The organism is Rhizobium sp. NZLR10 (assembly GCF_019685125.1).
GTDB lineage: Bacteria > Pseudomonadota > Alphaproteobacteria > Rhizobiales > Rhizobiaceae > Rhizobium.
Genome location: NZ_JABDWE010000019.1, coordinates 110,641 through 132,032, shown reverse-complemented (window position 1 = coordinate 132,032; position 21,392 = coordinate 110,641). Strand labels below are relative to the sequence as shown.

Annotated in this window: 16 protein-coding genes and 4 pseudogenes; 7 read left to right on the top strand and 13 right to left on the bottom strand. The window is 60.5% G+C overall.

What is annotated here, in order from left to right:
* Nucleotides 1-181 precede the first annotated feature (181 nt).
* Nucleotides 182-1,555 carry a DUF882 domain-containing protein gene (locus HJB82_RS25310; RefSeq protein ID WP_221141841.1) on the bottom strand — a complete coding sequence of 458 codons (1,374 nt, stop codon included), beginning with the start codon at nt 1,553-1,555 and terminating at the stop codon, nt 182-184.
* 123 nt (nt 1,556-1,678) lie between these two features.
* Here HJB82_RS25310 and HJB82_RS31785 point away from each other — a divergent pair.
* Nucleotides 1,679-1,950: pseudogene (locus HJB82_RS31785) on the top strand (hypothetical protein); the annotation flags it as partial.
* A 125-nt stretch (nt 1,951-2,075) separates the two neighbouring features.
* Here the strand turns inward: HJB82_RS31785 and HJB82_RS25305 are convergent.
* Nucleotides 2,076-3,872 (bottom strand): adenylate/guanylate cyclase domain-containing protein, encoded by a 1,797-nt coding sequence (locus HJB82_RS25305; RefSeq protein ID WP_221141839.1) that lies wholly within the window; start codon nt 3,870-3,872, stop codon nt 2,076-2,078.
* A gap of 167 nt (nt 3,873-4,039) precedes the next feature.
* Here HJB82_RS25305 and HJB82_RS25300 point away from each other — a divergent pair, with 167 nt between their 5' ends.
* Nucleotides 4,040-5,467 (top strand): ISNCY family transposase, encoded by a 1,428-nt coding sequence (locus HJB82_RS25300; protein ID WP_221131302.1) that lies wholly within the window; start codon nt 4,040-4,042, stop codon nt 5,465-5,467.
* A gap of 218 nt (nt 5,468-5,685) precedes the next feature.
* Here the strand turns inward: HJB82_RS25300 and rsgA are convergent.
* Together rsgA and HJB82_RS25290 are read right to left on the bottom strand one after the other, a co-directional pair.
* Nucleotides 5,686-6,468, bottom strand: a pseudogene (gene rsgA, locus HJB82_RS25295) (ribosome small subunit-dependent GTPase A); the annotation flags it as partial.
* A gap of 206 nt (nt 6,469-6,674) precedes the next feature.
* A complete protein-coding gene (locus tag HJB82_RS25290; protein ID WP_221141837.1) occupies nt 6,675-7,541 on the bottom strand; it encodes an AraC family transcriptional regulator in 867 nt (288 codons plus the stop codon).
* A 191-nt stretch (nt 7,542-7,732) separates the two neighbouring features.
* Here HJB82_RS25290 and HJB82_RS25285 point away from each other — a divergent pair, with 191 nt between their 5' ends.
* From HJB82_RS25285 to hpaR, 5 genes are all read left to right on the top strand, one after another.
* The gene (locus tag HJB82_RS25285) at nt 7,733-8,902 is read left to right on the top strand and encodes a substrate-binding domain-containing protein (protein ID WP_207584421.1); all 1,170 of its coding nucleotides are present in this window, start codon (nt 7,733-7,735) and stop codon (nt 8,900-8,902) included.
* Nucleotides 8,903-8,931: 29 nt separating this feature from the next.
* The gene (locus HJB82_RS25280; RefSeq protein WP_259669685.1) at nt 8,932-10,494 is read left to right on the top strand and encodes a sugar ABC transporter ATP-binding protein; all 1,563 of its coding nucleotides are present in this window, start codon (nt 8,932-8,934) and stop codon (nt 10,492-10,494) included.
* Nucleotides 10,491-11,495, top strand: a complete 1,005-nt coding sequence (locus HJB82_RS25275; RefSeq protein ID WP_207584423.1) for an ABC transporter permease — start codon at nt 10,491-10,493, stop codon at nt 11,493-11,495. The genes HJB82_RS25280 and HJB82_RS25275 overlap by 4 nt, the downstream gene beginning before the upstream one ends.
* A gap of 31 nt (nt 11,496-11,526) precedes the next feature.
* Nucleotides 11,527-12,954, top strand: a complete 1,428-nt coding sequence (locus HJB82_RS25270) for an arabinose isomerase (protein WP_207584424.1) — start codon at nt 11,527-11,529, stop codon at nt 12,952-12,954.
* 175 nt (nt 12,955-13,129) lie between these two features.
* Entirely contained in the window at nt 13,130-13,639 is a 510-nt protein-coding gene (gene hpaR, locus HJB82_RS25265; protein ID WP_207584425.1) for a homoprotocatechuate degradation operon regulator HpaR, read from the top strand.
* A gap of 116 nt (nt 13,640-13,755) precedes the next feature.
* On the opposite strand, the pseudogene HJB82_RS32080 reads toward hpaR, so the two are convergent.
* From HJB82_RS32080 to HJB82_RS25220, 9 genes and pseudogenes are all read right to left on the bottom strand, one after another.
* Nucleotides 13,756-13,920, bottom strand: a pseudogene (locus tag HJB82_RS32080) (IS5/IS1182 family transposase); the annotation flags it as partial.
* Nucleotides 13,904-14,236 (bottom strand): annotated as a pseudogene (locus tag HJB82_RS25255) (SDR family NAD(P)-dependent oxidoreductase); the annotation flags it as partial. The pseudogenes HJB82_RS25255 and HJB82_RS32080, both read right to left, overlap by 17 nt.
* A gap of 127 nt (nt 14,237-14,363) precedes the next feature.
* Nucleotides 14,364-15,170: a 4-hydroxy-2-oxoheptanedioate aldolase gene (gene hpaI / locus HJB82_RS25250; protein ID WP_221131299.1), complete on the bottom strand. Its 807-nt coding sequence runs from the start codon at nt 15,168-15,170 to the stop codon at nt 14,364-14,366.
* Nucleotides 15,171-15,181: 11 nt separating this feature from the next.
* Nucleotides 15,182-15,985: a 2-oxo-hept-4-ene-1,7-dioate hydratase gene (gene hpaH, locus HJB82_RS25245; RefSeq protein WP_207584427.1), complete on the bottom strand. Its 804-nt coding sequence runs from the start codon at nt 15,983-15,985 to the stop codon at nt 15,182-15,184.
* A gap of 1 nt (nt 15,986) precedes the next feature.
* On the bottom strand, nt 15,987-16,856 hold the full coding sequence (locus HJB82_RS25240) for a fumarylacetoacetate hydrolase family protein (protein ID WP_207584428.1): 870 nt from the start codon (nt 16,854-16,856) through the stop codon (nt 15,987-15,989).
* A 27-nt stretch (nt 16,857-16,883) separates the two neighbouring features.
* The gene (gene gabD / locus HJB82_RS25235; RefSeq protein ID WP_221117644.1) at nt 16,884-18,338 is read right to left on the bottom strand and encodes an NADP-dependent succinate-semialdehyde dehydrogenase; all 1,455 of its coding nucleotides are present in this window, start codon (nt 18,336-18,338) and stop codon (nt 16,884-16,886) included.
* Nucleotides 18,339-18,408: 70 nt separating this feature from the next.
* Nucleotides 18,409-19,389, bottom strand: coding sequence for a 3,4-dihydroxyphenylacetate 2,3-dioxygenase (gene hpaD / locus HJB82_RS25230; protein WP_207584430.1), 981 nt, complete (start codon nt 19,387-19,389; stop codon nt 18,409-18,411).
* Between the two features lie 34 nt (nt 19,390-19,423).
* Nucleotides 19,424-20,941: a 5-carboxymethyl-2-hydroxymuconate semialdehyde dehydrogenase gene (hpaE, locus tag HJB82_RS25225; RefSeq protein ID WP_221131298.1), complete on the bottom strand. Its 1,518-nt coding sequence runs from the start codon at nt 20,939-20,941 to the stop codon at nt 19,424-19,426.
* A gap of 44 nt (nt 20,942-20,985) precedes the next feature.
* Nucleotides 20,986-21,372, bottom strand: coding sequence for a 5-carboxymethyl-2-hydroxymuconate Delta-isomerase (locus HJB82_RS25220; RefSeq protein WP_221131297.1), 387 nt, complete (start codon nt 21,370-21,372; stop codon nt 20,986-20,988).
* Nucleotides 21,373-21,392 lie beyond the last annotated feature (20 nt).

Sequence of the window (21,392 nt, the reverse complement as noted above, 5' to 3'; positions counted from 1 at the left end):
GCCCCTTATCACTTGTCATTGATTTCACCTCGCTCCCTGGCGGGGTGGACGGTGACGAAGATGACGTCGTCCAGCGCGCCATCTATCCGCCACCAGACACGCTATGACTGAAAAGGAAGCAGAGGATTGGCTTGCGGATCTCGGCCGCGATTGCCGTCGGATCAAGCCTTGATGATCGAGGTCAACCCTCCGGGGGAGACGCAAACCGGCTGGCCTCGAACGGGCCTTTGGCGGCGACCGGGATGACATCCTCATCGGATGTCGTGACACCAGCCTCACGATGAACCGTGCGGGGGGAAATGCGCGGCGCGCTCAATCCCATCGCCTCGCCGGGAGCATGCAGCGCCCATTGCATCAGCGCCGCTTGGGACGTCGATCCAAGGAAATTTGGCTCTTCCCAGGAAGCGGTCATGGGCAGGGAGGCGATCATATCAGCGCCCTGCCTGGGGGTCGCCTGCGCAGCAACGAGGGGATGAAAGCGGGCGTGGGCCGGCAAACCAGGCGTCTGTCTCTCCGGAAGGGCATCAATCGGGCCGATCGACGCAGTCACCAGCCTGTCGTCCGCGCCCGCGTCGTGCGCAAGGGCGGGCGGGCGCATCGCCGGTATCGGAATCGGCAAGGATGAAGCATCCCCAGCGGAGCCTTTGTCATCCCGCCCGGCCGCGCCGGTCTGCTGCGCCAGCGCATTCAATGCTCGACTTTTCGGCGTCGGCAGAAGCGCCGTCACGAATTTGCCGTCTGTGGTATCGCCGCCAGGCGCGGTCGGCGCTCCCGCGTCTTCATCTTCTCCAGCGGTGCTGGCAATCTGGATCGAGGTGGGACCGCGCTTCCTGTGGTTCGCAACCGCCTGATTGTATCCCGGCAGCGGCCGGCCATCGGCCGGAAGATGCATCGTCTGTCCATTCGGGAATATTCGCGCGAGTTCCTGCCGGGACATGCGGGGCCAGGCCCTGACGTTGCCGACGTCGAGATGCACGAAGGGCGATCCCGAGGTCGGATAATATCCGACACCGCCGACCTGCATCTGCATGGCAAGCGCCCGCAGCGTCGCAAGCTTCACGCCGGGCACGTAGAAATCCATCGCCTTACCAAGCATGTGCTGGCTCTTCTTGGCGACGCCGTTGCTGCGCGAACGGTTGCGCAACATGTTGTTGGTGGTGGGAGAGCGATAGGCGGAGACGATGTGGATATAGTCCTTGCCGCCGCTGCGCTTATACACCTCCCAGACCAGGTCGAGGAGCCGGGGATCCATCCGGGTCGGCTCGTTCCTTCGCCAGTCGCGCAGAAACCGATTGATCTGGGCAAGGCCCTTTGGATCGAACTTTCCATCCCGCTTATAGGTAATCGTCGCCTTCTCGCCGGTATGGGTAAAGAACAGCTTCAGGGCGCGATCTTCCGCCGAGGCAAATGATGCAGAACCGACAAGTGCCGGCAGCGCAAACAGAGCCGGCAGAATGGTCTGCGCTGCGAAGCGCTCCGCACGCGACAGGAGTGTGGCAATTCCGCCCAAGGCTCGGCCCGACAAAGCTTGCAGTGGATACTTCAACACGAACAATTCCGTCCTACACCCAACACTCGATGACGGGCGGGATCTACCTGTCCGTCACGGCCAGTAAAGCCAGCTTATGGTCAACAAATTCCTAACAAGCGAGTGCGGAGCTTGGCGAATTGAGGATGCAAGATCCAGCGCGAGGGCGACGTCGTCCATCTCGTGGCGCAGCAGCTCTTCGACCTGTCGGGCGACTTGTCAGGCTTGGCGGACCGCAACATGGATTTCAAGCCGCCGACGGCAGGGGAGACGAGTTCGCGCACGGCTCGCCGGGTAGTCTGGACTCTCACGACCGGGCGAAGCCGCCGCAACCGCAGGACATCTTCGTACCGGATCTCCACATAGACACGCTCAAGGTGAAGGCGATGACCTTCCACAGCAGGAACGCCTTCGGCCCATGACGCATTCCCGCGCCAAGAAGTCCAAGTCCACTAGCTTTTTCCCCGAAAAATCCGGCATTCCTAAGAAACGCAGATCGCCGAGAAGTTTGCCAACGAGGCTGACTTCGGGAGCGAGCGTCGACAGGCTATTGCGGCGGAAGGCCGGCCCGCGCAAGGTCTGCCGCGGCTTGATCGAGAATGGAAGGATCTCGGAAATTCCACGTCTGCCGCCACGACTGGATCGTCGCAGTCGGAGCCGACTTGAGCATCTTCTCGACGGCAGCTCGGGCGTCTGCCTCGCGTCCCAGCCGCATATAGGCGATGGCTAGTTGCAATGGTGCGTCGGCGAATTCCGTGGTCTTCAGCACCTCGACTGCGTCTTCGTTTTTGCCAAGTACGATATAGATAAAACCTCGCACATAATTAAAAAACCAAGATAGCCCGGGGTCCCGCGCGGCTGCAGCGTCGGTCAGCTCCAGCGCCTTTTCGGGTTGACCGGCTTGTAGAAAGATACTTCCTGCATCCGTAAGGGTGAATGCATTATAGGGTGCCGCCGCGATGGCCTTGTTCATTGCCGCAACAGCGCCATCATGGTCTCGTTTGAGGGTTAGGAGCCAAGCATTGAGCCAGTATGCCAATCTCGCCACTTGCGGGCTTGGGTTCTTGTCTGCGAGGACCTGATTGACCAGTCGCTCCGCTTCCCGAAGATCTTCCTGCGGGTCAGAACTGTAGAGTAGCGCAGCGTTCAACCAATGGGACCACCCCCACTCCACAGTCAGAAGGGGGGAGCCGGGGAATACCTGCAGCCCCTGTCGCGAGATCTCACCGGATCGCTCGAGACCTTCCTTGGTGTAAAGGTTCAATTGGCTTTCCGCGCGCAAGTAGTAGTCGTATTCAGCCAGGTTAGTGCTATCCTTACCCCAGGCCTGACTATAGTCCGCTTTGCGAATGGCTCCGAATTCGCCCGTCATCGCCCCCACGATCTTGCCGGTCAACTCATCCTGAAGCGCCCATGGGTCGGTTCCGGCCTTGTCGAAGCGGTCCGCCCAGACATTGTCCCCCGTTTTGCTGTTGATGAGCTGTGCAACGATGCGCACTCTATCGCCTTCCTTGCGCACGCTGCCCTCGACGACATAGCCGACGCCCAGCTCCTTGCCGATCTGACGGATGTCGCCTTGCTTGTCCTCGTATGCAAACGACGATGTTCGCGAGACGACCGCAATGTCAGAAAATCGCGAGAGGATTGCGATGACGTCGTTCGCCAGCCCTTCTCCCATGTACCCCAGGCTCTTGTCCGCACTTAGATCCTTGAAGGGTAGTACGGCGACTGATGGCATCGCACCGGAACCTGCAGGAGAGGTCAGCGTCAGCGGATACTGTAACGCCATCCATGCGGCCACTACGGCCGCGATTGTTGCAGGGACTCCAATGGCCCACCATCGTCTGCCGATCCGGCGCTTGTGCCGAATGCGTCGGCGTGGCGCGGCGTCGATGCGCACTTGGTAGACATCGACAAGCTCTTCAATGTTCTTGACCTTCTGCCGCCCAGCGGAGTCGAAGGTAAACGCGAGCTTATTCTCGACCTCCTTCGCCACCTTGCCAGAAACGCAGATCCCGCCCGGCGGCGCGAGTTGCTCCAGCCTCGCCGCGACGTTCACGCCTTCACCATAGCGGTCGTCACCGTCGACGATCACTTCGCCGATGTTGATACCGATGCGGATGTTGAACCTGTCCTCCTCGGCTACAGAGGCGTTGCGCTCTGTCATTCCGCGCTGCAGAGACACCGCGCATTCGACGGCGTCGACCACGCTGCCGAACTCCGCGAGGAGGCCGTCGCCCATGAGCTTGAAGATGCGCCCATGATGCCGCGCAATCTCGGGTTCAAATAGCTCGGTGCGTCGCGCTCGAAGACGGTCAAATGTGCCGGCTTCGTCTTGTTCCATAAGTGCGGAGTATCCGACCACGTCGTGTAGCGGCTATTTAGTAATGCGACAGTTGGGCCAGTTAGAGATGCGACAATCTTGCCTCTTGGTGCACTGGTTAATGCCAACGTTGGGAGCAAGGATGACGATCTTCAGCCTGGTCGAGACCAGGAGCGGTCGGAGTCGTCATGTCCTTTATGATCACCATGTCGCAGAAAGAATTGCATCGCCTCGAAGTTGTCCAGAAGATCCGCGATCGGCGCCTTAGCGTTGTCCAGGCCGCCGAACTGCTGGGCCTTAGCCGAAGTCAGATGCACAGGCTGCTGCAGGCGTATGACCATGCCGGTGCGGCCGGCCTGGTTTCGAAGAAGCGATCGAGACCAAGCAATCGGCGCCATAGCGAGGAGTTTCGCAATGCGGCGCTGGATCTCATCCGCGAACGCTATCTGGATTTCGGTCCGACGCTGGCTCGCGAGAAGCTGATCGAACTGCATCATATTTCGGTCGCCAAGGAGACGCTGCGGCAATGGATGACAGAGGCCGGCATCTGGATCTCGCGGCGTGAGCGCAAGAAGCGGGTTTTCCAGCCGCGCGGCCGGCGCGATTGTTTCGGGGAGCTGGTTCAGATCGATGGATCGCATCACTGGTGGTTTGAGAACCGCGGTCCTAAATGCGCCCTGCTCGTCTACATCGATGATGCTACCGGCAAGCTGCTGCATCTGCGGTTCGCCGGATCAGAGAACACGTTCGACTATCTGCATGCGACGAAGGCGTATCTGCAGCAATGGGGTAAACCACTGGCGTTCTACAGCGACAAGCACAGCGTCTTTCGCTCGACTAATGCATCGGAGAAAGACCGGACGAGCGGGCTAACGCAGTTTGGACGTGCGCTCTATGAGCTGAACATCGACATCATCTGCGCCAACACTCCGCAAGCCAAAGGCCGCGTGGAACGCGCCAACCAGACGCTGCAGGATCGGCTGGTGAAGGAGTTGCGGCTTCGCAGTATCGACACGATCGAGGCTGCCAACGCCTATGCATCAGAATTCATTGCGGATTTCAATTCCCGCTTCGGCAAATCGCCGCGCAATCCGAAGGACATGCACCGGCCGCTTGCCGATCATGAGAACCTTGACGGCGCCATGTGTAGGAAAGAAGCTCGCACGCTGTCGCAATCCCTGACACTGCGCTATGACAAAGTCCTCTTCGTTCTCGAACCCAGTGCCGTCTCCAGGCCCTTGGCAGGCAAGAAGGTCGTGGTTTGCGACTATCCGGATGGACGCCTCGAGATCATGCATGAGAGTTACGTCCTACCTTATAGAACCTTTGACACCTTGCGCTCGGTTCATCGGTCAGTTGTTGTCGAGAACAAGCGTCTGGATGACGTGCTCTCGGTCATCATAGAACAGCAGGCAGGGCGGGACCAGCAGCGCAGCAAAAGCGGCCCTCGTCGCACTGGACAGACAGATCATATGTTTGGCATTCGCGACGGCAGCACGAGCAACGGATATCAGAAACGCGGGCGCAAGCCGGGTAAAAGGAAGGATTTCATGAGCGATCCGGACGTGATTGCTAAGCGACAGAAAGCTCTGGCTCGTATGGAAGCTGCAGAATGAATGGTGGCGAGCATATCTCAAAGCTAAAGCCGAAGGCATCTCATCCGCCCCCGCTCCTCCCTAGCAACCCGGCCCAGCCGGTCGGATCGGGGGCTGATCCGAGGAACAAGTGTCGCGTTTCTAATTGGCTGGAACCGTCGCGGCTCTAACCAGCTTTGACAGACCGACGTCCAAAGATCGTGGTGGTTGGTTCGTATCGTTTGAAGCCGTGCAGACCTTCAATATTTCTTTTTGCGAACGATCTTGTTGCCGCGTGGTCCGCTGAGGACTGGTGTTCTATCGCCGTTTTCAGCCACAAGGCTTCGCCACCGTTCGAGGCGGTGGTCGGCCAAAGTGCCGCTTTTGACAGCGCCCTGAACTGCGCAGCCCGGTTCATGCGCATGGGTACAATCGCGAAATCGGCAAAGCAGTGCCAGTTCCGTTATGTCGGCAAAAAGCGTATCGATCCCGTCGGTCACATCACTGAGGTAAAGTGTTCTTATTCCTGGATTATCTATGACCCAGCCGCCGCCTGGAATAGCATGCAGCGATCGCGCCGTTGTGGTGTGACGGCCTTGGGCGTCATATTCGCGAATAGTCCCGGTTTTCTGCACTGAGTCAGATGCAGGTCCGGTCAGCGTGTTCACCAGCGTCGATTTTCCAACGCCGGAAGATCCCACCAGGGCAATCGTTTGGCCAACGCCGCACCAGGAACTCAAAAAAGAGCTTGCAACGGCAGGTAGGTCACGCTGCAAAGCCTCGGCTTTGGCCTGAAATAGGCTAACGTCGTCCACAGTGTCAGCCTTCGTCAACACGATCACCGCTTTGCTTCCTGCCTGGTTGGCCATGATCAGGTAACGTTCTAGCCGGTCAGTATTGAAGTCGGCGTTGCACGACGTCACGATCAACAGTGTATCGACGTTGGCAGCAACAAGTTGTTGGCCACGTCCGACTTCCGGGCGTCGCCGAAACACGGTTTTTCGCTCGAGCCTAGTGACAAGCATGTCGGACCGGGGATCGGAAAAACACCGAATACAAAATCACGTCTCTCGAATAGTGGCTGCCCTTGAAATCGACCATGACCGAGAACTCAACCCGCCGGTGCATCTTCACCCCGGGTCTATGCCATCATAAATCAGGTTGCAAATGACCGGAAAAATTTGCGACGAAACCCTTTGCTGTCCGGCTGAAGAAGATAACGGCATCGGAAACCCAAAGCGTGGCAAGCTTACCGGTGGCTCGTCGCCCTGAAATCCGTCGGACTTGCGCCCATCAGTTGACGAAACTGAGTCGAAAAGTGAAACGCCGAATGAAAACCGAGAATACCGGCGATCTCCTTGATCGATTTGTCGGTGTTTACTAAAAAATCTCCAGCCCGCTGAATGCGCACGGTCATTTGATATTGCTTGGCCGACATGCCGGTCTGCTCCCGGAACAGGCGCCGGAAGTAGGGATAGCTGACGCCTAGCTCCTCGGCGAGTTGCTCGACAGAAAGCGCATGGCCGCAACGCTCCATCAAGGTCATACGCGCGCGATCGACAAGCCTGCCTGATGCGTTGCTGCTGAGGTCGGTGGGCCGGCATAAGAGAGCAAGCAGTTGGAGGCCTAAGGTCGAAATCAGCGGCTGATTGCGCAAGGTATCGTCCTGCGCCAGCGCGTGGATCGAGGCGAAAACATCGGAAACTTCCGCGCTGCTCTGATGAACTGGCCGCTCCGGTTGCAGCAGGCCTGCATCGCAGGCAAAGTCGAAAGCACTTCCCCGACATTCGATCCAGTGCTCGACCCACCCAGTGCGACGATCGGGGGCAAACCGGTGCCATACCCCTGGAAAGAGCAGGAAAATCGAGCCTCCGGCGATCGTGACCTGTCGACGTTCATGCCCAAATTCCAACCGTCCGCTTCCGGCGCTAATGTGCACCACCTGGTAGGCGTTCAGGATACGGCCGCGCGACCAACTGAAATGATGATCGTCCGGATGACGGCTCGGTGGGTAGTCGGAATGGGGCGCGATTTCTGTATAGCCGGTAGAAACGGCCGTGCATCCCCAGGCGGCGCAAAGACGATTGTCTGGCATGTAAACGAAATAGTTCTGCATGTTCCTTGCTGCGCCTGAGGATCATATTTTGTATGCAAAAGATCATTTTTGCGGAATATGCTGTCGTGTCAACGAGAATGCTTGGTGTTAACGTCAATAGGTAAGGTCAGTTTTCGGATGACCTGAACATCTGCGCTGAGATCATCAGCGCTGCCGTTGCCAGGGAGGGCAGGGGCCGGGAGGAGAGAGACATGAAACATCAAGCCAGACTGCTGGTGGTGGCCGCTTGCCTTGCGGCTTCTGCTGCCTATGCCGAGGATTTCCACGGGTTCGATCCGCTAAAATTCGGCGGCAACATGCTGTCGGCCGATAATCTGAAGGCGATGGCGGCAGATGCCGCCAAAATCACCCCGCCGAAAAACGGCAAGACCTACAGCATCGGTTTTGCCAATCTGCAGCGCGATATTTCCTTCGGCGTACTTGTCGAAAAAGGCATTCAGCAGAATGCGGATGCCGCAGGCGTCGAACTCCTGATCGCGGATAACCGTCTCGACGGGCCGACGGCGCTGGCCAATGCCAAATCGTTTGCCGAGCGCAAGGTTGACTACGTCATCGAATTCCAGACCGATGCCAATTTCGGCCAGACCGTAATGGACGTCTTCAAAGCGGACGGCACGAAGGTGACGGCAATCGACATTCCGATGCCGGGCGCGAGCTTCTTTGGCGTCAACAATCCGAAGTCCGGGTTTATGGGCGGGTCCTATCTGGCAACGGCGGCGCAGAAGAAATTTGGCGTCGATGCCGTCAAGACCGGCTATCTGGTCATCGGCGCCCTGCCGCAATCGGGCGTCATCCCGCGCATGCGCACGGAAGGCCAGCGGGCCGGTTTCCTGGCGCTGACCAAGGACTTCCCGGCCGATCACATCATCGAAATCGATACCAAGAACACGCTGCAGGAATCCTTTGCGCAGATGAACAACGTCATCGGCCGCATTCCGCCGGGCGTGCCAATTCTGCTCATCGCCATCAATGACCAAGCGACGATGGGGATGCTGCAGGCCGTGCGGGCTGCGGGCCGCGCCGATCAGGCGATTGCGGTCGGCAACGGGGCAGACGAGGCCGAGGCGCTTGCCACCGATCCGAACCTGGTTGCCGCTACCGGTTCGTTCCCCGGCAGCTACGGAAACTACCTGATCCCGATCGCGCTCTCGGCCCTTGCCGGAAAACCCGTCCCGGAGGCGACGTTCGTCACCCACCAGATGGTCACCAAGTCCAATATCTGCCAGTTCTACAAGGAATTTCAATGCGTCGGCGAGGCTGATGCGTACGTGTTTCCGGAAACGGAATTCGCAAGTTACCTCGCAGACCTGAAGAAGCAGGACTGGCTGAAAGGCTACGAGGCAATTCTCCCTCAGCAGTAAGAGGGATGCCGTCAAGGGAGCGTCACGTGATGGACGAGAGAACTGAAGGGAGCCGCAATCAGCGGCTCCAGATCGCCAATGTCACGAAAGCGTTTGCTGGCGTGACGGTTTTGAAGAACGTGTCCCTTGCGGCCCATGCGGGCGAAATCGTTGCACTTCTCGGTGCCAATGGGGCCGGCAAGTCGACGCTTATGAAAATTTTGTCAGGCGTCTACACGCTGGACAGCGGACAAATCCGAATCGACGACAAAATCACGACGATCGCCACCCCACAGGATGCGATTGCGGCCGGCATCCGGCTGATGCCGCAGGAGCTTTCGGTGCATCCGGACCTGTCTGTCGCTGAAAACATCGCGCTTGGCTCCATGCCGAAGCGGAGGTTTGCGGGCATTCCCATGATCGACCGGCCGGCAATGGACGGACAGGCGGAGACGCTGCTCAAGCGATTGCGGCTCGATCATGTCGCGACCGGCCGGCGCATGGGCTCGCTGCCTTTGTCCGAACAGCGAATTGTCGAAATCGCCCGCGCGCTTTCCGGCAAGGCGCAGATCCTTATCATGGACGAGCCGACGGCATCGCTGGGCGAGGCTGACGCCAACAATCTATTCGAGGTGATCGAGGCGCTGAAAGCCCAGGGTGTCACCATCATCTATATTTCGCATTATCTGGACGAGGTCTTCCGGCTCAGCGACCGTATCGTCGTGTTGCGCGACGGCGAGGTTCGTGGCGCGTTCAAGACGGCGGAGACCTGTCGCGACGAGGTGCTGACGGCAATGCTCGGCAGCGATCTCGGCGACCTCTATCCGGCCAAATCAGCAGCGCGTTCGGATGCCAAGATCGTCCTGTCCGTCGAGAGCCTGTCTCTTCCCGGGTGGCTTAACGGCGTGTCGCTTTCCGTGCGGCGCGGTGAGGTATTTGGTGTTTTCGGCCTGATCGGTTCCGGCGCCGAAAAGATCGGCCCTGCCATCTACGGCGCCGAGTCTGCCGCGCGTGCCAAAGCCGTCCGGCTGAACGATATCGACATCGGCCTGTCCGGGCCGCGAAAGAGCGTACGCGCGGGTATCGGCTTTGTCGCCGCCGAGCGCAAGCGTCAGGGGCTGATCGGCAATCTGTCGGTGCGCACCAACACCACGCTGCCCTATCTCAGCCTTTTCACGCAATCCGGCGTCGTCGATCAGAAGCGCGAAGACGCGAGTACCAGCGACTGGATCAAAACCTTGCGGGTCAAGACATCTGGCCCGGATCAGGAGATCCGCCTTTTGTCCGGCGGCAACCAGCAGAAGATCTGCCTGGCCCGCTGGTTGCTCGGAAGCCCCAGTTTCCTGATCCTCGAAGAGCCGACACGTGGCGTCGATCTTGGCGCCCGGCGCGAGATTTACGCGGAAATCCGCCGCCTGGCGGAAGCGGGACTTGCGATCCTGATCGTCTCCTCCGACGCGGAAGAGGTGGCGGGGCTCGCCGATCGCAGCCTCGTTCTGGAGGATGGAAAGGTCGTGGCCGAGCTTGGACAGGATGCGACCGCGACGGACCTGATGCGCGCAGCCGAGCTTCGGCCTGCCGTCCGCGATACGAATGAACCGGAGAAATCATGAGCAAGTCGTCCTCCATTCCCGCAGCGCCAGGTGTTTCGAAGAAGCAGCCAAGTTCGCTGACCGACTTTCTCGGCCGCCCGGCCGCCGGCATCGTGCTCCTCCTGGTGTTCTACATCCTGCTTCTGGCCGCGTTCTCGCTTCTCTCGCCCTATTTCCTGACGCTGAGCAACCTGTCCAACATCGGCACCAACATGGCCTTCATCGGCTTGATGGCTGCCGCCGGTACGCCGCTGATCATCGGCGGCGGACTCGACCTGTCGGTTGCCGCCGTTGCCGGTCTTGCCGGCGTCATCGTGGCGCTGATGCATGCCAACGGCATCAATATCTGGGCTGGCTGCCTCACGGCGCTTGTTATTGGCTGCGCGGTTGGCGTACTAAACGGATTTATCGTCACTCGGCTGAAGCTCAATCCCCTCATCGCCACGCTCGGGACGATGAGCATATTTTCCGGTCTCTCCATGGTCATGACCGGCGGCCTGTCGAAGCCCCTCTTCATTCCAGCCTTCAACTGGCTCGGATCCGGCCGCCTGTTCGGCATCCCGTTTCCGATCATCCTGATGCTGCTCGTGTTCGTCGCGCTGTGGCTAATCCTGTCGAAGACACCGTTCGGACGCTTCGTCTATGCGACCGGCGGCAATCCAGAGGCTAGCAGCTTGCTCGGCGTGCCCGTCGAGCGGACCCAGATGGTGCTCTATATCGTCTCCGGACTTTCAGGCGCTGCGGCCGGCATCATCCTTGCCGCAATGCTTGGCGCTGCAGCACCGAATGCCGCCGGACAGCATCTGCTGACCATCATTGCTGCCATCATCCTTGGAGGCACCAGCCTGTTTGGCGGACGCGGCAGCGTCTGGGGCACGCTGATCGCAGTCCTCATTCTCGGCACACTCAATAACGGTCTGACGCTGATGAACGTGTCCTCCTTCTGGCAGGATGTGACCCGCGGCGTCGTTCTCTTGATGGCTGTCGGCCTCGATCAGTTGCGCGTGCGCCTGCAAAGCTGACGCCATTCCATATTGCATCGGAGAAATACAAATGTCTGAACGCCCATTGAAGGCCGGCCTATTCGGCATCGGCCTGGAGGCCTACTGGCCGCAATTCAAAGGTCTTGAAACGCGTTTGCGCGGCTATGTCGATACCGTCGAGGAAAAGCTTGCGCGCCCCGGCGTCGAGGTCGTCAACCTTGGGCTGATCGATACGCCCGAAAAAGCGCTGGAAGCCGGCCATCAGTTTCGTCAGGCCGATGTCGACATAATCTTTCTCTACATCACCACCTATGCCCTCTCGTCGACCGTTCTGCCGGTGGTCCGTCGTGCAAAGGTTCCGGTGATCATTCTCAATCTGCAACCGACCGCAGCCATTGACTATGCCAGCTTCAACGCGCTCGGCGATCGCACCGCGATGACCGGCGACTGGCTGGCGCATTGCTCGGCCTGCCCCGTCCCGGAAATTGCCAATGTCTTCCACCGGGCGGGCATTAGCTTTCATCAGGTGACCGGCGTTCTCACCGGCGATCCGATCGTCGAGGAGGAGATCAACGACTGGATCGAGGCTGCGCGCGTCGCCCATGTAATGGCGCATAATCGGCTCGGCGTCATGGGCCGCTACTACAATGGCATGCTCGATATCTATTCGGATCTGACCGCGCAAGCGGCAGCCTTCGGAACACATATCGAAGTGCTGGAAATCGACGAGCTGGCGCGGCTCCGCAATGACGTAAGCGAGGCGGATGTCTTCGCCTGTCTGGCGACGATCAAAGCCGAATTCGATGTGCAGCCCGACTGCGACCCCAAGGAGCTGGCGCGTGCGGCAAAAACCGCAGTGGCGCTGCGAAGACTGGTGATCAAGAAATCGCTCGGGTCGCTGGCCTATTATTACGAATCTCAGCCCGGCAACGAATACGAGGACATTATCACCTCGGTCATCGTCGGCTGTTCGATGCTGACGGCCAATGGCGTGCCGGTTGCCGGTGAGTACGAGATCAAGAACGCTCAGGCCATGAAGATCATGGATAGCTTCGGTGTCGGCGGCTCGTTCACGGAATACTATGCCATGGATTTCGCCGCAGACGTCGTGCTGATGGGGCATGACGGGCCCGGGCATACCGGAATTGCCGAGGGGCGCACCAAGATCCGCCCGCTGCAGGTTTTCCACGGCAAGGTCGGCTTCGGCGTCAGCGTCGAGATGTCTGTCAAGCATGGACCGGTGACGCTGCTTTCGGTCGTCGAGAGCGCCGGCAAGATCAAGCTGCTCTGCGCAGAGGGCGCCTCAGTCGCAGGCCCGATCCTCGAAATCGGCAATACCAACAGCCGGTATCAGTTTCCGCTGGGAGCGCGGCGCTTTGTCGAAGCGTGGAATGCGCAAGGACCGGCCCATCACTGCGCCGTCGGCGTCGGGCATATTGCCGGGCGCATCGAAAAGCTGGGAAAGCTGTTGGGTCTTGAGTTCGTAGCGGTATGTTAGCGTGACGGTGAGATGAGCGAGGCCTCACGGCCGCCTTCAATGCAGGCCCTGCGGCAACAAATTCGTCCCAGGTTGGTGAAGCCCGTCATTCGGGTGGTTGAAAAGACGTTAGGACTTGTGTTTGGTCGTTACCATGTTAATGGAATCAGCATGTTGATGCGAGCGGATCGCCAAAATGCAGCAAAAAACAGCTGGTAGCCACACTCAACTTCCGTCTGAACCCTCGTCCGACGAGACGACTCAGCCGCAGCGCGCCCGCCGCTCTCTGGCAATTTCACTTTTGCGTGCTCGCGAAGGGGTGATGAGCCATTTTCGGCCGATCCTGGCAGCGCATGATGTGACAGAACAGCAGTGGCGCGTCATTCGTGTTCTGTACGAGGCGGACAAGTTGGATGCGAGCGAGGTGGCAGATAAGGCCTCAATTCTCGCCCCGAGCCTGACGCGGATGATCAGGTCGCTTGAGGAGCGCGGTTTCATTACCAAACATAGGGATGACGACGACGGCCGACGGGTGCTGTTACAGATTACTTCGGCAGGACAGGCTATCGTCGAAGAAGTTATGCCGGAAAGCTTGAAGGTGTATGCTGACATCGATAGGCGATTTGGAGCCGAGCGAATGGAGAGACTTCTCGACATGCTGGAAGAGCTCACCGCTTTAAGGCTCGAAGAAGCGCCTGATACCTGAACTAATTAATATGTTAAATAAAATTGACGATCCGTATGAACTGTAGCAGTCTCCAATTATGCTAACGCTGTTTGGGAGGCAGAGTTGGATCTATTGCAGAATCGCAGCCTCGTCGATCGGGCACAATTGCTGTCGAAAGCCTTGTCTGCCAGCAACCCGCCAAATTCGATGCCGTCAATGAGGGGCGCGACACCAACTGTGTCGTGTCGGTTGCCGGGCAGGAGTTCGAAGCGAACCAGATTTCCTAGGGCGTCTGTCAGAGCCAGTATTTTGGTGGTCAATCACGGCGAGATCCCAGGTCTCATCCATCATGCTGACCGTCGGCCTGACCCCGTGGCCACCGGCATTGGCAATCAGGATATCGAGCCCGCCGAAAGTCTCGTTGACCTTCTCGACGGCAGCCTTCATCGCCGCACCATCGGCCGCGTCGGCGGCAACGACGGTCGCGCCGATTTCATCGGCGACGGCCCGAAGCGGCTCGGGACGTCGCCCGACGAGCGTGACATTGCCGCCTTCCTGCCGGATGCGGCGGGCAACCGCCGCGCCGATGCCCGTGCCGCCGCCGGTGATTATGGCTGTTTTGTTCTTGAAACGCATGCTGCCTCCTCTTGACCTTCGCAATCATGATCGAAGCATGCCGAGGCGTAGCGTCTATTTGTGCAGTTGGTTTTGACTGAGCGTGCAAAATGATGCAGGCCGTGCAAAACAATACAGGCGGAAAGTGTCAGTAGACCTTCGCATCGGTTGCGGGTCTAGAAGGTTCCGCTTTCTTGAAGTCGTCGAGGAGCCTGGTCGTCGCATTGGTGAGCAGCGTGACATCGTTGCCGATGGCGACGAAGGTGGCGCCGAGCTCGAGATAGCGCTTGGCCAGAGAGAGATCGCCGATGAGAATACCGGCGGCTTTGCCGTGCGACTGGATCCTGGCAAGTGCCTTTTCAACCTCCGCCTGCACCGCGCGCGCGCCCGGCTTGCCGAGATGCCCCATATCGGCGGCAAGATCGGCCGGGCCGATGAAGACGCCGTCGACGCCGTCGGTCGAAGCGATCGCATCGAGTGCGGCAAGCCCTGCACGGCTCTCCACCTGCAGCAGCAGGCAGATCTCGTCATTGGCGGTTTGCAGGTAGTCGGGAATGCGGTTGAAAGCCGACGCCCGGGCAAGGGCGGCGCCGACGCCGCGCACACCCTGCGGCGGATAACGCATGGCGCGGACCATGGCCTCCGCCATCTCCTTGCTGTCGACCATCGGAATGAGCAGCGTCTGCGCGCCGATATCGAGCATCTGCTTGATGATCCAGGTCTCGCCGACCGGCGGGCGGATCACCGCATGGCTCGCCGCGCCTTTCATAGCCTGCAACTGCGAGACCAGAAGCGGTACGTCGTTCGGCGCATGTTCGGCGTCGAGCAGCAGCCAGTCATAACCGGCGCCGGCTGAGATTTCGACCGTGTAGGGGTTGGCGAGCGCCTGCCAGAGGCCGATCTGGGCGCGGCCTTCCTTCAGAGCCTGCTTGAAGAGGTTTTTGGGCGCGGGCATGGTGCTGATCCTTAGGCAAAGAAGAGGCTGACGGAGCCATAGGGGCCGAAGTCTGCGACGATGGTATCGCCGTGCCGCGCCTCGATCGGACGAATGAAGGAACCCGCCAGCACGATCTGGCCGGCGTCGATGCCGTCACCATATTGCGCCAGGCGATTGGCAAGCCAGGCGACGCCGCGGGAGGGCTGATTGAGAACGCCGGCCCCGAGCCCCGTCTCTTCGACCTCGGCATTGCGGCTGACGATCGCGCCCATCCAGCGCATGTCGATCTGGTCGGGCTTTACGGCGCGGCCACCGGTGACGATGCCGGCATTGGCGGCGTTGTCGGAAATGGTGTCGACGATGGTGCGCGCCTTTTTTGTCCCAGGATCGGCGCGCAGGATGCGGGTGTCGAGGATTTCGAGCGCAGGCGTCACGTAATCGGTGGCGTTCAGCACATCGAAGATCGAGATCCCAGGCCCCTTCAGCGGCGCCTTCATGACGAAGGCGATTTCGGCTTCGATGCGCGGCTGGATGAAGCGGTCGGCGGGCACTGTCGCGCCGTCCTCGAATAGCATGTCGTCGAAGAGCACGCCGGAGTCCGGCGTGTCGATGTTCAATGCATACTGCATCGCCTTCGAGGTCAGTCCGATCTTCCAGCCGATCGGCTTGCGGCCGGCGGCGATCTTCTTCTTCACCCAGGCGGCTTGTACGCCGTAGGCATCGTCCATCGTCATGTGCGGATACTTCAGCGACAGAAGCTCCGTCTGGACGCGCGTCCGTTCTGCTATATCGAGCCGCTCGGCGGCCTGCCTGATCTCGTCTGACGTCAGCATCTCACACCTCGTCGGCGATCGTGTTCGTGAGGACGCCCATGTCGTTCGCCTCGACTTCGACGACGTCGCCGGGCTTTAGCCAGATCGGCGGATCGAAGCGGGCGCCGGCGCCCGTCGGCGTGCCGGTGACGATCACGTCGCCGGGAACCAGGGTGGTGAAGGTCGAGACGTAGTTGATGATTCTGGCAAAGGAAAAGATCATCCGACTGGTGCGGTCGCTTTGGCGCACTTCGCCGTTGACCCGCGTCTCAAGCTTGATATTGGCGAGTTGGCTCTCATCCGTGAACGGGATCAGCCACGGACCGATCGAGCCGGTCCGATCGAAGTTCTTGCCCTGGGTGACGTTGAATTTCGCATGCCGCACCCAGTCTCGGATCGTGCCCTCGTTGCAAAGCGACAGGGCGGCGATGTGGGAAAATGCATCCGCTTCGGCAATCCGCCGGCCGCCTTTGCCGATGACGATAACGATCTCGCCTTCATAGTCGAGCTGCGGGCTTTCCGGCGGCCGGATCAGCGGCTGGCCGTGGCCGGTAAACGACCGGGGAAAACGGATGAACAGGGAGGGATTGGAGGGGGCCGCCTGGCCGTCCTTATATTCCTCGTTGCGGTCGGGGAAGTTGACCCCGACGCAGATGATCTTTTCCGGCGACGGAATGGGGATCTCGAAGCGGATCTCATCCAACGTATAATCCGGCTTCAATGTCTTGCCTTCGTTGGCGAGCTGAGCGAGGCGGCCTGCCTCGATGACCTCGCGCAGGCTCGGCCAGGTCGCGCCGTGGCGGGCCGACAGGTCGACGACACCGCCGTCGATGGCAAGCCCGTAGCCATGACGGCCGTTTCTGGAGAAGGACAGGAATCTTGGATGGGTCATGCTTTTCTCTCGGGCCTTGCTTTGGCCTCAGGCGATGCCGCCGAGGCAGACATATTTGATTTCGGTGAATTCCTCGATGCCGTATTTCGAGCCTTCGCGGCCGAGGCCGGAGAGCTTGACGCCGCCGAAGGGGGCTTCGGCCGTCGAGATCAGCCCGGTATTGACGCCGACCATGCCGTATTCCAGCGCCTCGGCGACCCGGAAGACGCGGGCGAGATCCTTGGCATAGAAATAGGAGGCGAGACCGAACTCGGTGTCGTTGGCCTGGGCGATCACGTCGGCTTCGTCCTTGAAGCGGAAGAGCGGTGCCAGCGGACCGAAGGTTTCCTCGCGGGCAACCGCCATCTCCCTGGTGACATCGGCGAGGATGGTCGCTTCGTAAAAAGTGCCCCCGAGCGCGTGTTTCTTGCCGCCCTGAACGATGCGGGCGCCCTTGTCGACGGCATCGGCCACGTGCTCCTCGACCTTATCAAGCGCTGCCTTGTCGATCAGCGGCCCGAGGATCACGCCCTCGTCGTAGCCGTTGCCGGTCTTGAGCTTGGATACGGCGGCAGCGAGTTTCTCGGCAAAGGCGTCGTAGACCTTTTCCTGCACATAGATGCGGTTGGCGCAGACACAGGTCTGACCATTGTTGCGAAACTTCGCGATCAGGGCGCCCTCTACCGCCGCATCGAGATCGGCATCGTCGAAGACGATGAACGGCGCATTGCCGCCGAGCTCCAGGCCGAGCTTCTTGATGGTCGGCGCGCTCTGCTTGTAAAGCTCGGCGCCGACCTCGGTCGAGCCGGTGAAGGTCAGCTTGCGCACGACGGGATTGGCGGTCATTTCGCCGCCGATCTCCCGTGCGGAGCCGGTGATCACACTGAAGAGGCCCTTGGGAAGTCCGGCGCGTTCGGCAAGGATGGCGATGGCGATCGCCGAAAACGGCGTCTGGCTGGCCGGCTTCAGCACCATGGCGCAGCCAGCGGCCAGGGCGGGCCCGGCCTTGCGGGTGATCATGGCGTTCGGAAAGTTCCACGGCGTAACCGCGGCCACCACGCCGATCGGCTGCTTCATCACCATGATGCGCTTGTCGGGCTGATGGCCGGGGATCAGGTCGCCGTAAATCCGGCGGCCTTCCTCGGCGAACCATTCGATGAAGCTCGCGCCATAGACGATCTCACCGGTGGCCTCCGCCAGCGGCTTGCCTTGCTCCAGCGTCAGGATGCGGCCGAGATCGTCCTTGTTCTCGATCATCAGCTCATACCATTTGCGCAGGATGCCGCAGCGCTCCTTGGCGGTCCTGGCAGCCCAGCCCTTCTGCGCGATCCGCGCGGCCTCGATCGCGGCCCGGGTCTCGGCGGCCCCGAGCTTCGGGACGTAGCCGATGGTCTCGCCCGTGGCCGGATTGGTGACCGCGATACCCGTCTCCCGGTCAGCCTCAATCCAGTGATCGCCGACGAGGGCTGCCTGGCAGAACAGACTGATATCTTTGAGCTGCATGGTGACGGTCCTTTATCGATGGAGTTGATGCGAAGCCGACGCGCGGCGTCGCATCATGGGCTGATGCCGATCATGGGGCAACGATCGGCTGCGCTTTGAGATCGGCTTCCCGTATCGGCGTCCCGGCAAACAGGCTGCCATGCTCGAACCAGGATTTCGGCGCCGTGGCGCCCCAGAGCGTCTGGCGCTGCGGATCTTTCAGATCCCACTTGATCGGCTCGAGGTCGGGATCGACCGTTTGATAATCCGAGCAGTAGATCTCGATGCGGTGGCCGTCCGGATCGAGGATATAGAGGAAGAAGGCGTTGGAGATGCCATGGCGGCCGGGGCCGCGCTCGATGTTGGACACCCAGCCGGTCGTCGCCATCAGGTCGAGCAGGTCGATGATGTTGAGTGGTGTCGGCACCCAGAAGGCGGTGTGGTGCAGCCGCGGACCCTTGCCATTGGTAAAAGCAATGTCGTGCACGCCGCCTTTGCGATGCGTCCAGGCGGCCCAGAGCCGGCCGGTTTCCTCGTCGGCGGTGTATTCGGTGACGCGGAAACCGATCTCGTTGTAGAAGGCCACCGATTCATCGACATTGGGCGAGAAGCAGTTGAAGTGGTCGATCCTGAGCGGCTTGACGCCCTTGTAGAGCGCATATTTCTGGTGGATCGGCGGCAGGCGGTCCATCTTCGAATAGAATTCGAGCGGAATGCCGAGCGGATCGCGGGTGCGGAAGGTGCGCGCCTGGTAGGGCCGCTCGACCCATTCCACCGGCAGGCCCTTGCCCTTGAAGAAGTGCGCAGCCTTGTCGAGATCCTCGTCGCCAAAGACCTTGAAGCCGAGGTCGCGGGCCTCCGATATCTCCGACTTCCTCAGGACGATACAGTGGTGGCCGCGCTCTTCCATGGCGCGCAGATAAATGGTGTCGGCCGTCTCGTCGGTCACCTGAAGGCCGAGCGTATCGACATAGAAGGCGCGCGATTTGGCAAGATCCTTGACGCCGTATTCGACATGGCTGAGGCGCACGATGTTGAAGGGCGGGTAGAGATTGGGTTGCGGCAAGGGCATGGGGGTTCCTCCTCTTTATACCTGCTGCTGTCGTTCAGCCGCCGAGCTTCTGGATGGCGTGCGGCTTGGTGGCAAAGGCGACGTTCTTGGTTTCCATGTAAAAGTCGAAAGACCAATCGCCGCCGTCGCGGCCGATGCCCGAGTTCTTCACTCCACCGAAGGGGGTGGGCAGGTGGCGGACGTTTTCCGAGTTCACCCAGATCATGCCGGCCTCGAGATGATCGGTGAAACGGAAGGCGCGGGTGACGTCCGATGTCCAGAGATAGCCGGTCAGGCCGTACTGGACGTCGTTGGCAAGGGCGAGCGCCTCGGCTTCGTCCTTGAACGGAATGGCGGTCAGCACCGGCCCGAAGATCTCTTCTTGGGCTATGCGCATTCCGTTGTCGGCGCCGATAAACAGGGTCGGCGAGACATAGCAGCCGCCGCCCGGACCGTCATATTTGGCACCGCCGGCCGCGACCGTTGCGCCTTCCGACTTGCCGATCGCGATATATTCCAGCACCTTCTTCTCGTGTACCGGATGGATCAGCGGTCCGATGACCGTCTCGGGATCGAGGGGATGGCCGACGTTGATGCGGCTCGCCTTTTCGGCGACGAGCGCAGTGAACCTGTCATAGACGCTGTCCTCGACCAACAGGCGCGAGGACGAGGTGCAGCGCTCGCCGTTCAGCGAGTAGATCATGAAGACGGCGGCATCGGCGGCGCGCTCCAGATCGGCATCAGCGAAGACGACGACCGGGTTCTTGCCGCCAAGCTCGAAATGCACCCGCTTCAGCGTGTCGGCGCCCTGCTTCATGATCATCGAGCCGGTGCGGCTCTCGCCGACGAAGCCGATCGCCTTGATTAGCGGATGTTCGGTCAGCGCCTTGCCGGCATCCTCGCCGAAGCCGTTGACGAGGTTCCAGACCCCCTTCGGCAGGCCGGCCTCTTCGGCGATTTCGACGAGCAGGCGTGCCGTCAGCGGCGAGAACTCGGCCGGCTTGTGGACGATGGTGCAGCCGGCGGCGAGTGCCGGCGCAATCTTCCAGGTCGACAGCATGAACGGCGTGTTCCAGGGCGTGATGATGCCGACGGGGCCGATCGGATTGCGGGTCGTGATGTTGACCTGGCCGTCGGCGCGAATCGATTTGCCGTCGCGGGCTTCAGGGGCGCGATCGGCGAAGAAACGGAAGTTCTCCGCACCGCGCAGCGCCGCCTTGGCCATGAACTTCAGCGACTGCCCCGTGTCCATGCATTCGACAAAAGCGATCTCTTCGGCCCGCGCGACGATCGCGTCGGCGATCCTGTGCAGCAGCTTCTTGCGGGCATCGCCCGGCATGGCGGCCCACTCGGCAAAGGCTGATTTGGCGGCCCTGGCGGCCCGGTCGATGTCGGCGGCCTTGCCGCGCGCGACGGTGGCGAGCGGCTGCAGATCGACCGGCGAAATCGTCTCGAAGGTCGAGCCGTCATCGGCCGTCACATCCTCGCCGCCGATCCGGTTCAGGACACCGCGTTCCTTCAGCCGCGCAAGATAGGTTTCGGCCTTTGCGATGTTTTCCTGCAGTTTGGACATCGTCTATTTCCTCGATGTTGTCTCATCCCGCGACGCGGGCGTTGTCACTTGCCGCGAAGCCGCGGATGGATGGCGTTCTTCTTCCAGCTCAGCTCCGCATCGATCTCGCGGATCTCCAGCGACAGCGCGAAATGCGGCGTCTCGAAGAGCGGGCCGAGAACGTCCGCCGCCGCCGCAAAGATCGCTTCGCCCGTGCCCTTCTTCTCCTCAGCCGTGCGGCCCTTGCCGATGCGGAAGTTCAGGTCGACGAAAGCGTTTTCCGGGAGCTGGTCGGCAATCGCATAATGATCGGCGCGAAGGGCGCGGACGCGCACCGCGCCGAGTTCGAAGAGGCCCGTCTCCAGCACGGTCTTCAGCAGCGCCTCGCAGAGCGCGCCGATATCAGCGCGATCGTCGAGATTGGCCGAATATTCGATGGTGAGATGTGGCATCGATCCTCCCCGATCTCTAT